The following is a 13,742-nucleotide window of genomic DNA, read 5'->3' as shown; positions in this document are numbered from 1 at the left end:
TGGTTTGACGACGACGGCGGCACCAGGCCGCCGTCGTCGTGCCTCCTTAACAACTCTCAGGCGGCGCTACTCGCAGGCGACGCCGTCGCCGTCGCGGTCCAGGTGCGAACCGTATCCCGGCTGTCCGGCGTAGACCGGCGCGGCTCCTGCTGCCCGGGCAGCGGAGCAGTTCGGGTAGTACGCGGCGGCCGGAGCGGGAGACTCGACGGGAGCGGGAGCAGCCGGAGCCGGAGCGGGTTCCGGCACCGCCTGCTGGCGTGCCTGTTCCTCTGCCTGACGCTGAGCTTCCGCGGCAGCGGCCTGTTCGTCGGCCAGCCGCTGTGCCTCCGCCGCCGCCGCCTCGTCCGCGATGCGTTGCTGTTCAGCGGCCGCAGCGGCTTCGTCCGCGGCCTTCCGGTCCGCGGCTTCCTTGCGCACGGCAAGGATCTTGGTGGAGCTGTCTTCATCCATCCAGAGGAGCACGCCGTTGTCGTTTTCAGTGCAGACATAGACCACGGTTGCGGACGTGGGCGTGGGCGTGGCGGACGGAGATGCCCATGTGGTCGTTGGTGACGGCGACGGAGACGCCTTTGTCGAGGGCGTCGCTGCAGCCGTCGACGCTGACGGTGCCGGTGTCGGTGTCGGAGTGGGGGTTGGGGTGGCGGTCTGGTCCTGAGTCCGCGTGGCCCCGGCCGTCGTACAGGTCTTGTTGGCAATCTGCGTGGGCGTGGGTGTTGGCGTCGGCGTCGGGGAAGCACTCGTCTTGGACGGGGTGGGTGAGGCGGCGGCTGCGGGTTCGGCGTCGCCGCCCCCGCAGCCGGACAGAACAACCACGGTGCTGAGCGCCAGTGCCCCGAGCGACAGCACCCGGGAACGGGCGGAAGGTCCGTTGCCACGTGTCATCGTTGACGCGGTGCGGATGGTCGGCAAAACAGACATAGATCCCCCATGACAGAACAGATAGAAAACGGATGCGAATGCATCGATCCACAGGCTACAGCACCCGAGGGACTGCGACGTTGTGTGACTGCGCACCACCAAACCAGTGATTAGCGGAACTCTGCTGCAGGACCGTCGAACAGCTCCCCTCTCTGCGGGGAGTCCTCGCATTAGACGTGGTCCAGCTAGCCGCCTCCGCGGAAGTGAGCGCCGCGTGAAGACGCATCAGCTCTCTCCGACGCTCAGTTCAGTGCACCCGGCCCAGGCAACGAAATGCTGCATCTTCAGGGCATCCTTCTGGGCAGTCCTCTCGGCGGCCCAAAACCATCGTCATAGCGCCTGTATCGAGGACCGGATGATGACCGGCATGTCCACGAGGTGCTCGCCGCCTTTGGCGCCGTCCAAAAGCAGTTCAACGGCGAGCCGGCCCATTTCCTCATGAGGAAGTCCGATGGTGGTCAGCCCCGGGCGAAGGTACGAGGCAATTTCGTCATTGTCGAAGGAAACAATAGAAACATCCTCCGGCACCCGGAGACCCTTCTCCGTCAACGCCTGATAGGCACCGAATGCCAGCGGGTCATTCAAACAGATCAATGCCCGAGGCGGGGGCATTTCGTTCAGGATTTCATGCACGCAGGCGTAGCCATTCTGCGGCTCCCAATCCCAGATGGATTCTTCCCGTTCAAAGGACAATCCCCGGTCCTTCATTTCCGACCGTATTCCGTCCAGCCGCCGAGCCACTGTGGTCGACCGGAACACATTCCGCTCTTTCACCTCGTTGTGCCCGATAAGGAATATGCCCTCTTTGTGCCCGGCGTCTGCCAGCAGGGACACGGCTGCCCGGCCACCGCGCTCTTCGTCGGGCAGGACCGACACCGGAAAGTGCTCGTTGATGGCGTTGAGCAGTACCACCGGAACGTTTTCCTGAAGGGCGGGGATAAACAGTTCACGGGCCCGCGTGGCAGCGAAAACAATGCCGTCAACCTGGCGGTCCAGCAGAGCAGCAATTGCTTCTGATTCACGCGCATGGTCCCCGCCGGTCTCGGCCACCAGAATCACGTGCCCCGCTCGCTCCGCCGCCGCCAGGGCACCCTTGATCAACCCGCTGGCGAAGCGTGTTGTGGCCACGGTGTCAGAGACAAATCCAATGGTTTGGGTCTTATCCACCCGCAAAGCCCGCGCCGCCACATTAGGCCGATAACCAAGCTCTGCCGCGGCTAGATTCACCCGGTCATGGGCGTCTTTCGACAGCCGGGTATCCGGACGGCCGTTAAGAATCATGGACGCCGCGGAGGACGACAAACCCGCCCGACGTGCGACGTCGGCAAGTGTCACACGCTTGCTGGTGGCCATAATTCCTCCTGCTCGATGCTAACTGCCGATAACGACTTGGCAAATTCACTTGCGGTATTGCCGGATTAGGGTCAGGCTATGTGCTGAATGGATTTAGCACATACTGTACCGTGACCGGCCCCACAGGATTACCGACAAAGGAGTCAACCATGCTTACATCACCGCTGCGATCGCGGCGCCGTCAACCAGTTGCTGTGGTGACCTTCATGGCCGCCGCAGGCTTGGCCCTCGCCGGATGTGCTCCGGGCAGCGGCGGAGACAACAACGCCGCGTCCTCCGAGGTCACCAGTGCGGAGGTGAACACCGAACTCACGTCAGAGGACGTCACCATCACCATCGCCGATGAAACCGGCTTCCCGGTGACGGACAAACTGGCCGAGGAATTCACCAAGCAGCATCCCAACGTCACCTTTGAGATTACGCGGGACACGTTCCAGAACCTCACCGCCAACGCCCCCAAGCTGCTGGCCGGGGACAATCCGCCGGACCTGATCCGGCTGCCGACCATCGGCGACACCGCCGGTGACGGCCTGCTGGCCAACCTGGATCCGTATGCCGAAGCGTACGGATGGGATGCCTGGCCCGAGACGCAGCTGTCACCGCTGCGGATGAATGAGGAAGGAACGCGCGGTTCCGGACCGCTCTACCAGGTGGGTCTTGGCTACAGCGTCACCGGCATCTTCATGAACACGGCCATTGCCGAGGATTTGGGCATCGACGCGCCCCCGCAGACCTGGGACGAGCTTGAGGAAGACCTGGCCACGGCCAAGGACGCCGGCGTGCAGCCCATCATGGCCGGGGACAAGGACGGCGTGGTGAACTTCGCCATTCAGGCGGCCATGAACCAGTACGCGGACAAGGATGAATTCCTCTCCTGGATGTTCAACGAACCCGGCAGCTCCTATGCCACGGAAGGGAACATCCAGGGTGCCGAAGTCATCCGCACCTGGGCTGACAAGGGGTATTTCCCCTCGGACATCAACGCCATTGATTACTTCACGTTCGTCAGCCGCTTCTCGGACGGTGAGGGCCTGTTTACCTTCAACGGCAACTGGGAAGCAGCGAATTACCAGAAGGCGCTGGGCGACGACGTCGCGTTCTTCTTGGTCCCGCCGCTGGAAGAGGGAGGCGACCACGTGGCCATGGGTGCCGCCAACTCCTTCTCCGTTGCCGCCGGCTCGGATGATCTGGACACCACCACGTACTTCCTGGACTGGATCCACACGGACCCGGCCGCGCGCCAGATCATCTCCGACGTTACGGGAGCATCCCCGGGCGGAGACCCGTCGCTTGAACAGCCCACCGTGGAGGAAGGGTCGCTGATTGCGTCCGCCCTGGACATGGCCGCGCAGATCGGCGAAGAAAACGGACAGGTGGACTTCATGTCCAATACAACGTCCGGCATTTACGCCGGGTCGATCATCCCGGAGTCGCAGCTGCTGGTGACCGGCAAGATCACCGGCGAGGAGTTCGTCAACCGCGTGCAGGCGTTCTATGAGAGCGAAGTGAACGACTAATGCAAAAGGCCACCACCGGCCCTGTCCGCCGTCGTTCCGGGCAGCAGGAAAGCGCAGCCGCAGGTTCGACGCCGGCGGGGCCGGCAGTGGCCTCCCGCAAACCGCGCAAACGCAAGTCCGTGGGCCGCGCCGGATACGTCGCCTGGCTGATGCTGCTTCCGGCAATAGGTGTCTACGCCGGGTTCGTCCTAATTCCGCTGGCCATGGGCCTGCAGTACTCGTTCTACGACTGGAACGGGGTCGGGGCATCCACCTTCGTGGGGATCAAGAATTATGCGAAGGTCCTGACGGATCCAGTTCTGCTCGGTTCGATTCTCAACGCCATCACCCTGATCGTGTTCTTCACGCTCATCCCCATCGGCGTCGGGCTGATTCTGGCCAGCCTGATCCGGTCCATGCGCCAGGGACTTATGTCTTCGGCGGCACAGACCATCCTGTTCCTGCCGCAGATTGTGCCCCTCGCTGCAGCGGGTATCGCCTGGTCCTGGATGTACGCGCAGACAGGCACGGTCAATCAGTTCCTCAGCGCCGTCGGACTCGGCGGGATCACCCGGTCGTGGCTGGCGGATTATGGAACGGCCCTTCCCGCCGTCGGGCTCATCGGTTCCTGGGTCCTCACCGGCCTGTGCACTGTGCTGCTGCTGACCGGCATCGGCAAAATCGATACCTCCCTCTATGAAGCGGTAAGGCTCGACGGCGCCGGCTGGTGGCGGGAATTCTTCACCGTCACGCTGCCGGGACTGCGGCAGGAAATTGCGGTCCTGGCGACTCTGACCATCATTGCTGCCCTGAGCAGCTTCGACATTATCTACACCTCCACGCAGGGCGGCCCCGGCCGCACCACCCTCGTTCCGGGCATTTCCATTTTCCGCATTGGCTTCACGCAAAGTGATGTTGGCTTGGCATCGGCCTTCGGAATTGTGCTCATGGTCCTGGTCCTGCTGGTAGTACTTCCCATTCAGCGACTTTCAAAGGTGAACGACTGATGCGTACCAGCCGCAGTGAACTCCTGCTCGGCCGGCTGCTGCTGGCGGCAGCTCTCATTCTGACCCTCCTGCCCCTGATCAGCATGCTGTCCGCGGCCCTGCAGCCGGCGGACCGGAACCCCACCGGCATTGTCTGGCCCACCGACCCGCAGTGGGGCAACTTCGTTACGGCCTTTGAGGTGGGCAATGTTTGGCGTCTCATGACGTCCAGCGCCTTCATCGTCCTGGGCGTGGTGCCCGCGTCGATGCTCATCGCCACCCTCGCCGGGTATGCCCTCGGCGCGCTCGCCCCGAAGGGCGGCCGGGCGGTCCTGATCATCTTCATCGCCGGACTGACCATCCCGTTTGAAGCCCTGATCATCCCGCTGTATTACCAGTCCCAGGCCATGGGGACCCTCAACACCCAATGGGCCGTGATCTTCCCGCTGCTGGGGCTCTTCATGCCCTTCAGCGTGTTCTGGATGCGTGCCCACTTCATCAACGTTCCCCGCGAGTTGTCCGAAGCCGCCCGGGTGGACGGCGCATCGGTCTTCCAGGAGTTCCGGCAGATCCAGCTTCCCCTCGCGCTGCCTGCACTCTCGGCTCTGGCGATTCTCCTGTTTCTCTGGACCTGGAACCAGTTCCTGCTCCCCGTGGTGCTTATCGCCGACCCGCTTGACCGCACTGTGGCGGGAGCGCTCACCTTCTTCCAGGGACAGTACTCCCTGAGCATCCCGCTCCTGAACGCGGGAGCACTGCTGATCATCACGCCGGCCATCATCGTGTTCCTCATCTTCCAGCGCCAGTTTGTCCGCGCCCTGCTGCAGGGCGCCGTCAAGGGCTGACCCCGCACCGCCTCCAGTCTCCGATTAAGGACCACGCACCATGAGCTTTGCCCTCACCGACCACTGGGTCTGGGATTTTTGGCATGCCGACGACGGCGAGACGCACCACCTCTACTATCTGCATGCGCCCCGGTCACTGGCAGACCCCGGCCTTCGCCACCGGAACGCACGGATCGGCCTTGCCACCTCGGATGATCTTTCAACGTGGGTCGACCACGGAGTGGTCCTTGAGCCGGGCGGGGCCGCGGACTTCGATTCCAGTGCCACGTGGACCGGCAGCGTGGTTCAGGACGACGACGGCGCCTGGCACATGTTCTACACCGGCACCCGGTTCCTGCATCCGCAGCGGATCACGAATGTGGAAAGCATCGGCCATGCTTCCTCCCCCGATCTGTTCACCTGGTCCAAATCCGCGCTGCACGTTCCCGCCGATCCCCGCTGGTATGAAACCCTCGGCGATGACACCTGGCATGAGGAAGCCTGGCGGGACCCGTGGATCCACCGTGACTCGGCAGGGCTCTGGCACATGCTGGTAACCGCCCGGGCAGTGGTCGGCGCCGGGCGGGACCGCGGCGTCGTCGGGCACGCCACGTCTGCCGACCTGCGGAACTGGACCGTCCAGCCTCCGCTGAGCGAACCCGGCGCGGGCTTTGCCCACCTTGAGGTGCTTCAGCTGGTGACCATCGAGGACCGGCCTGTGCTGCTGTTCTCCTGCGACACGGCCCACCTTGCCGGTGAGCGCGAAGCCGAGGGAGTGCAGGGCGGCATCTGGGCGCTGCCCCTGGCCACGGATCGGCTGGAACATCCCCTGGACATTTCGTCCGCCACCCGCCTGACAAGCGAGGAGTTCTACGCCGGACGCGCAGTGCGCAACCGTGAAGGTCAGTGGGTGCTGCTGGCTTTTGAAAACGTCGACGCCGAGGGCACCTTCATCAGCGGCATTTCGGATCCCCTCCCCCTGGAATGGGCACCGGACGGCAGCCTGTGCCTCGCGCCGACCGGGATTCACGCATGAGCGGCGACCCGTCAGGCATCCACGGCACCTTCGAGACGCGTTTCCTGCCGGTCCGGGATGCCTTCGCTGCCGCCTTCCGCGGAAGGCCCCGTATGGGTGCCGCGTTGGCTGTGCATCACCAGGGAGAACTGGTGGTCGATCTGTGGGGCGGGATGGCAGACGCGCGCAGCTCGGTTCCCTGGACCAGCGACACGTCCACCGTGATTTTTTCCTGCACCAAGGGCATCATGGCCGTCCTCGCGGCACGGCTGGTTGAATCCGGGCGGCTGGACTACGACCTGCCGCTGGCTGACCTCTGGCCGGAGTTTGGCGTACACGGCAAAAACACGGTGACCGTGGGAGATGTTCTGGCCCACCGCGCGGGGGTGTCTGCGCCGCGTGAATCCGTTGACCTGGCGCAGGCGCTGAACTGGGAGGAAATGACCCGGCTGCTCGCTGAGCAGGAACCCCTGTGGGAACCGGGAACGGGCTACGGATACCATGCCCTCACACACGGGTGGCTGTCCGGGGAAATCATCCGCCGGATCACCGGGCAAACTCCCGGAGAATTCATGCACGAAACCCTGGCTGATCCGTTGATCGCGCGGCTGCAGCTCGGCGTGCCCGAGGATCAGCAGGGCGACATTGCCCATCTTGAAGCAGGCGCAAGCCTGCAGGAGCTGGTCCGGTCCCAGCAGGCGGCACGGCAGCCGGGCGTTCCGGACTGGCCCGGCCGGGCCCTGACCCTGGGCGGTGCCTTCCCGCAGGAACTGGTGGGCGACGACGCCGGCTTCAACCGCTCCGACGTCCGGGCAGCTCAGTTGCCCGGGGCCGGCGCGGTTGCCACGGCTCACGGGTTGTCAGCGGCGTGGTCCTCGGTTGTCCATGACACCGCCGCCACCCGCCGGCTGGATCCCGGCGTCCTCAAGCGGGCTGTGGACGTGCGCAGCGAAGGCTCCCCCGTGTTTGCCGCCGCAGCGCCGTGGCCGCGGTGGGGCGCCGGGTTCCAGCTTGATTCGGCGGCACGGCGTTACGTTTCCCCCGACGGATTCGGGCACGACGGCGCAGGCGGGCAGGTGGCGTTTGCCGAACCTTCGCTGGGGCTCAGCTTTGCATTTCTGACCAACTGGATGGAAGCCGGTGATGACGTCCGGGCCACGCGGATCATCGACGCGCTGCGGGAGATTGTGGAGCCGTAGGCGGTGGCTGCCGCGGCTAGCATCCCGTCCGCGCTTTCGGGCGACTCAATGTTGTCCATCCCGAACATGAGGTGGAGCCCGGGAGATTCCCCGGGCTCCACCTCATTCGCTGCCAACTACTGAACAGTGCCGGCCACTGCCGGCGCCCGCTACTGCACGGTCACCTGCCCAACGAGGCGGGTGTCCGAGACGGAGCGGCCCACGTAAATGGCCACGGGCCCGGTGGGAGTGACGAAGTCATCTGCTTCGTCGTCCCAGTACTGGAGCGACCGCGGATCCAGTTCGATGTTTACCGTTCCCACCCCGCCGGGCGGGAGGGTGATGCTGCCGTACCCTGCCAGCTGTCGGGCCGGCGTCGGTTCCTCACCGGGAAGATTGCCGACGTATACCTGCACGGTTTCCTGACCGGTTCTGGTACCCAGGTTCGATACCTGCACCGACACGTTCCCGCTCGGATCGTCCGCATCCACCACGGCCGGTGTGGAGAGGTTGCGGTAGCCGAACGATGTGTAGGAGAGCCCGTGGCCAAAGGGGAACAGCGGAACCGCACCCTGGGTCACATAATTCTTGTACCCGACAAACACGCCGTCGGTGTACTCCACCGTGGGGCTCACCACGTCAAAGATGTCGAACGGGTTTGACGGCCCCACAGTGGTGGCCTGCTCATCACTGACCGGGAACGTGACCGGAAGCTTCCCGGACGGATTCACGTCTCCGTAGAGCACCGAGGCGACGGCCCGTCCCTGGGCCTGCCCGGCGTACCAGGCTTCCAGGACCGCAGGCACGTCGCCGATCCAGGGCATGGTCACCGGTCCGCTGGTGGCCAGCACGACGACGGTGTTCGGGTTGGCTGCCACTACCGCGCTGATCAGGGCGTCCTGGTTCTGCGGCAGCACCAGCGAACCGCGGTCGGCTCCCTCTCCGGTGTAGTCCCGGGCCACTACAACGGCAACGTCGGCCGCCGCGGCCGCCTGCGCAGCGGCGGTGATGCTCGGTGCCACCACACCCTCGGGCGGAGTCCAGCCCAGCCGGGCGATGGCGCCCGGCTGGTCATTGAGCCCGCCGTTGAACTGGTTCGGCGCGTCAGTGGTGTATTCCACCCGCACCGGGACACTGGTTCCTGCCGTCAGGTCCACCGTTACCTCATCCGTCAACAAGGTATCCGCGGGTTCATTGATGACCTCTGTTCCGTTGACGTAGAGCCGTGCGGTGCCCAGATGGGTAAGGGTGAGCGTGTAGGTTCCCGTGGACGGCGGCACGATCGTTCCGGTCCAGACCGCCGACATGGGCTGCGTAGCCAGCTGGCCGCCGATCCCGGGGACCTGCGACGTGTTAATGACGTCTGCGGAAATGCCGGTCCGCAGGTTTACCTGACGCTCCGCACGAGCCAGTGTGGTTTCTCCGATGAAATTGTCCACGCCCAGCCGGTACTCGGCATTGACGTTCGTGAGCACGTCGCTCGGCATCGGGAACGGTCCGGGAACCGTATCCGCCAGCGACACCGGGTCTGTTCCCGGAGACTGGGTGACGGTGGCGCCCGTGGCCCGGGCGGTGATGCCGTCCAGGATGGTGGTCAGCTGCGCCGGGTTCTGGACCGCGCCCGAGCCGCCGCCGTCGATATACCAGTCTGCATCGGACCCGATGACAGCCACCGAAGAGTTATCGGCGTTGACCAGCGGAAGAGCATCACCGCTGTTCTTCAGCAGGACAATGGCATTTTCGGCCACCTCCTCAGCGATCGCATCATGGGCTGCCAGCATGTTGTCCGGAATTGCAACGTCCGTTGGCTGCGGATTCACAAAGGAGTTCACCGGCGGGTTGTCGATGATGCCGTTCTCGAACATGGCGTAGGCCACGCGGCGCGCGGCGTCGGTGATCCGCAGTTCGGAAACCTCGCCGGCCTCCACGGCTGCGGTCAGGGCCGGCCCGGAGAACTCGGTTCCGGGTCCGGCAACGTCCAGCCCGTTCGCGTAGTCGGAGAACGCATGGGCCGCGTTGAAGTCCGAGCTGACAAAACCTTGGAACCCCAGCCTGCCCTTCAGGATCTGGTTCAGCAGCAGGTCGTTGCCGCACGAGTATTCGGAGTTCACCTGGTTGAAGGCACACATGACGGACCCGGCGTTTCCGTTCACCACAACGTTTTCCCAGTTACGGCTGTAAGTCTCCAGAAGCGGCCGCTCATCAATGAGCACATTGACGTCGCCCCGGCGGGATTCAAAGTTGTTCAGGTTGTAGTGCTTGGGCAGGGCTATGATGTCGGGCCCCTGTTCGCCGATCACCTGGGCTGCTGCCGCGTCTCCGCTCAGCATGGGGTCTTCGCCCAGGTCCTCCCACATGCGTCCGTTGAAGGGGGTGTTGACCAGGTCCATGGTGGGCCCGGCAATGGAATTGAAGCCGACGGCGCGGGCTTCCTCTCCGCCTACCGCGCCGTAGGCGCGGGCCAGAGTGGGATCGAAGGTGGAGGCCAGACCCACGCCAACCGGCAATGCGGTGGACGGACCGGTGTCCAGAGCCAGGCCGCAGCAGCCGTCCTTGCCCCGGATCGGTGGCAGACCAAATTCGGGGACTCCGGTGCCGCCCGACTGGACCAGGTATCCGACCTTCTGCTCCAGGTTCATCGCGGCGGTGGCCCAATAGGCCCGGGTGAGGGCATCCTCGTCGCTGCCCAGCCACGGGTTGCCCGCCGGGACCGGCGGATTACAGCCGCCCTGGCTGCCGTTGTACCTGTCCAGCCGTTCCATAAAGGCAGCCATCGCATTCCGTGCCACCGGAAGGAACGGACGATAGGTGCCGTCCGGCCAACCGGTGGAGATCCCCGCCTCCTTCATCCAGGCAATGTCCGTGGCGAACTGCAGGTCCACCGGCACATCAGTGAACGGCGGCGTAGTGGGCGCCGGGAAGTCCCGTGCCGCCTCAATGCTGCAATAGGTGCCGCTGTAGCGGTGCATGAACGCCGCCATCATGTCCCTTGCAACCGGGGTCAGCGGGCGAAAGGTGCCGTCCGGGTAGCCGGTAGTGATGCGGGTCGAGGCAAGCCACGTAATTTCCTTGTAGAACGCTGTTTGCGGCGTGATATCGGTAAACGGTGAGGTGGCCGGTGCCTCGAAATACGGTTGCCCCGCCAGCCGGTAAATGAAAGCGGCCATCGCATCACGGGCAACAGGCGCCAGCGGCCGATATGTGCCGTCCGGAAAACCAGTGGTGATGCCGTTGGCGGCAATAAACAGGATGTCCGCTTCAAACGGATCCCCCGCGATATCCGTGAAAGGGGGCGGCTGGACCGTATAGGAAGGATCAGCCTGCAGCGGTGCGACGTCGTCGGCACCCACCGCCGAGGGAAGAAAACCGGTCACGGCGAATAGCCCCAAAAAGGCCACCAATCCGTACCGGCGCGCCGTGCGGCGTTTTAATCTGAACATACAAGCTCCTCAATTTGCGGCGGTGCCGAGTGATTTGAGGCATCACCGTATGCAGGGTAAGAGCGCGCCGGCCTCAGTGGTGCCTTGCCGAAACGAAGGAAGCGCAAACGCCGTAATAGCCCTAAGCCGTCTGTGCTGAGGTTTGCGGTGATTGCCCAACAGTTGCGAGTGTGAATGTGCGTAACCGGAGTCTAGAAGGGGGGTCAGGGGGCTGGGAATGGCAAAAAATACCCGCTTAATTGTGTACTTCCGCCACTACTTGATGCCGATGTGAGCGCATGGAACCGGCCAGCCGCGAATCCGGTGAGCAGGCGGTGCCGCTGCTACGGGCGGCCTACCCGTGCGAGGGCCTATACGCGGGAATGATTTCGGGCAGCTCTCCCTATATACCGTCCGCCGGCCATTAGCCCGTACAGGTGGGCGCGGGGCGTGAGCCGTTCGCGGGCCAGGCACGGGGCGCAGACCAGGACCTTACACAGGCGGCCCACGTCCGAGTGCACGCCGCAGGGCTCGGCCCCTGCTCAGAGCTCTATCCAGCCCCGGGTCAGGGCGAGCACGCCTGCAACGGCTCCTGCCAAAGTAATGAGGAAAAGAACCAGCTCCCCTCCCCGGAAAACGCGCTGCCCTTGTTCACGGCGCGCGATCACGAACAGGACGGTGGCGGGGGCGTAGAAGATCATCGAAAGCAGCACCAGAGGCAGCCCGGCGGCATAGACCAGGAACACTGAATAGATGGTGGCAATGACGGCAATGGTCAGGTCACCCCGCCGGATGCGGCCCGGGGCTCCTTCATACGTTTCCCCGCTCCAGCCGAGCTTGAGGGCGTAGAGGGCCGCGAAAAGGAGGGAAAACAACGTCAGGACCGCGGTCATGTCCAGTGCGAAGTCGAAGGCGTCCTCGGAGAAGTAGGTGATGACCATGACCAGCTGGCTGAGCAGGGTGCTCAGCAGCAGGGCGTTGACCGGGACATCGTTGTCGCTGACCCGGGACAGGAACCGCGGCATGTCCTTCTCTGTGGCGGCCACGTACAGGACCTCCGCCGCCATCAGGCTCCAGGCCAGGTAGGCGCCCATCACCGAAATGATCAGTCCTGCGCTGGCGAACACGAGCCCCCAGGTCCCCACTCCTGCTTCCAGGACGCCCGCCATGGATGGTTGGCGCAGCGAGGCGAGCTGCTCCATCGGCAGGACCCCGTAGGAAACGATCGTGACCGAGGCAAAAATGGCAAAAACACTCAGAAAGCCGAGGATGGTGGCCCGGCCAACGTCCTCCCGCCGTCGGGCATGGCGCGAATACACGCTGGCACCTTCAACCCCGAGGAACACGAAGACCGTCACCAGCATCGTGTTGCTGACCTGCTCGAACAGCGGCCCCGTGTACTCCGCCCCGGTAAGGTTTCCTGCGAAGACCGCGGGGTCGAACAGGAAGACAGCAAACAGTACGAAGACCAGGATGGGAACAACCTTGGCGATCGTGACTATCCGGTTAATGGCCGTAGCTTCCCTGATGCCGCGCCTGATCAGGAAGAAAAATCCCCACAGCCCGGCCGAGGAGAGCGCGACGGCGAGGAGGGTGTCCCCTGCGCCCAACTGCGGAAACAAGACTCCCAGCGTGGACATGGTGAGCACCCAGTAGGTGACGTTTCCAACGCAGGCACTGGCCCAGTAACCCGCTGCGGAGAAGAACCCCACGTAATTTCCGAAGCCGGCCTTGGCATAGGCGAAGATCCCCGCATCAAGCGCCGGCTTGCGCATGGACAGCCGCTGGAACACAAAGGCCAGCATCAGCATGCCGGAACCCGCAATCAGCCAGGCGACCAGCGCACCCCACACCCCGGTTTCCTCGGCGAAGCGCTGGGGCAGGGAAAACACTCCGGCCCCGACCATGGACCCGATCACCACAGTGGTGAGGGTCAGCAGGGAGAGTTTGGCCGCTGGAGCTTTCTCCCCCGGAGCAGGCGGATTAGACATGGTTCTTTTCCAATCGGGTGTGGCGGCCGCTGAGGTCACACCGGTTAGACAACAGTGGAGGGGCACACCGCTTCCTGCAGGGGATCCTCTTTCGTCAGCAGCCTTACCATTATTCTCTCAGAAGGAGACGCCGGGCTCCGAATCGGCGGCCAGCACCTCGAGGCGGTTACCGAAGGGGTCCGCGCCTTGGAAATGCGTGTACCCGTCAAGGGCGGTGCGTTCGCTGGAGTCCACGTCGAAACCGTGGCCGGAAGTCCGATGCCGGGCGCGGGCACGGTCACATGCCAGCCGCGGCACCCGGCATGCCGTCGCCGTTAGTCGATGCCGTCCCGGATGATCGGGCAGGTCATGCAGTGCCCGCCGCCGCGGCCGCGGCCGAGCTCGGCGCCCACGATCGGAATGACCTCAACGCTAGCGTTGCGCAGCGCGGCGTTGGTTTAGTGTTTGCGGTCGTAGTTGAGCGCCAAACCGAGTTTGAGCACGACGGCGTTATTCGCACTGTCCCGCTACTGACGCTCCAAGGCGTAGTAGTCTTCCCGCGGTTTCCGCCAGGCGCAGCTAG

Annotated in this window: 9 protein-coding genes and 1 pseudogene; 5 read left to right on the top strand and 5 right to left on the bottom strand. The window is 64.3% G+C overall.

Annotation, left to right across the window (positions count from 1 at the left end):
• Positions 1–66 precede the first annotated feature (66 nt).
• Entirely contained in the window at positions 67–918 is an 852-nt protein-coding gene (locus CXQ89_RS18890) for an excalibur calcium-binding domain-containing protein (protein ID WP_237685382.1), read from the bottom strand.
• Between the two features lie 330 nt (positions 919–1,248).
• On the bottom strand, positions 1,249–2,271 hold the full coding sequence (locus CXQ89_RS12755) for a LacI family DNA-binding transcriptional regulator (RefSeq protein ID WP_104054981.1): 1,023 nt from the start codon (positions 2,269–2,271) through the stop codon (positions 1,249–1,251).
• A 149-nt stretch (positions 2,272–2,420) separates the two neighbouring features.
• On the opposite strand from CXQ89_RS12755, the gene CXQ89_RS12750 reads away from it, so the two are divergent.
• Genes CXQ89_RS12750 through CXQ89_RS12730 form a run of 5 tightly spaced genes read left to right on the top strand, consistent with a single transcriptional unit; the run spans position 2,421 to position 7,791 of the window.
• The gene (locus tag CXQ89_RS12750; RefSeq protein WP_237685381.1) at positions 2,421–3,788 is read left to right on the top strand and encodes an ABC transporter substrate-binding protein; all 1,368 of its coding nucleotides are present in this window, start codon (positions 2,421–2,423) and stop codon (positions 3,786–3,788) included.
• On the top strand, positions 3,788–4,774 hold the full coding sequence (locus CXQ89_RS12745) for a carbohydrate ABC transporter permease (RefSeq protein ID WP_104054979.1): 987 nt from the start codon (positions 3,788–3,790) through the stop codon (positions 4,772–4,774). Before CXQ89_RS12750 ends, CXQ89_RS12745 begins: the two co-directional genes overlap by 1 nt.
• Positions 4,774–5,598 (top strand): carbohydrate ABC transporter permease, encoded by an 825-nt coding sequence (locus CXQ89_RS12740; protein ID WP_104054978.1) that lies wholly within the window; start codon positions 4,774–4,776, stop codon positions 5,596–5,598. Before CXQ89_RS12745 ends, CXQ89_RS12740 begins: the two co-directional genes overlap by 1 nt.
• 40 nt (positions 5,599–5,638) lie before the next feature.
• Entirely contained in the window at positions 5,639–6,613 is a 975-nt protein-coding gene (locus CXQ89_RS12735) for a glycosyl hydrolase family 32 (RefSeq protein ID WP_104161538.1), read from the top strand.
• Positions 6,610–7,791: a serine hydrolase gene (locus CXQ89_RS12730; protein ID WP_104055466.1), complete on the top strand. Its 1,182-nt coding sequence runs from the start codon at positions 6,610–6,612 to the stop codon at positions 7,789–7,791. The genes CXQ89_RS12735 and CXQ89_RS12730 overlap by 4 nt, the downstream gene beginning before the upstream one ends.
• A gap of 149 nt (positions 7,792–7,940) precedes the next feature.
• On the opposite strand, the gene CXQ89_RS12725 is transcribed toward CXQ89_RS12730, so the two are convergent.
• The 3 genes and pseudogenes from CXQ89_RS12725 to CXQ89_RS19120 all read right to left on the bottom strand — a co-directional run.
• Positions 7,941–11,210 carry a glycoside hydrolase family 3 C-terminal domain-containing protein gene (locus CXQ89_RS12725; protein ID WP_104161537.1) on the bottom strand — a complete coding sequence of 1,090 codons (3,270 nt, stop codon included), beginning with the start codon at positions 11,208–11,210 and terminating at the stop codon, positions 7,941–7,943.
• Positions 11,211–11,731: 521 nt separating this feature from the next.
• A complete protein-coding gene (locus tag CXQ89_RS12720; RefSeq protein WP_104161536.1) occupies positions 11,732–13,180 on the bottom strand; it encodes a basic amino acid/polyamine antiporter in 1,449 nt (482 codons plus the stop codon).
• Between the two features lie 314 nt (positions 13,181–13,494).
• Positions 13,495–13,683: pseudogene (locus CXQ89_RS19120) on the bottom strand (arginine deiminase family protein); the annotation flags it as partial.
• Positions 13,684–13,742 lie beyond the last annotated feature (59 nt).

The organism is Arthrobacter sp. ZGTC212 (genome assembly GCF_002929255.1).
Lineage (GTDB): Bacteria > Actinomycetota > Actinomycetes > Actinomycetales > Micrococcaceae > Arthrobacter_B > Arthrobacter_B sunyaminii.
The sequence above is the reverse complement of the archived record's forward strand: the minus strand, read 5'-3'. Positions and strand labels throughout refer to the sequence as shown.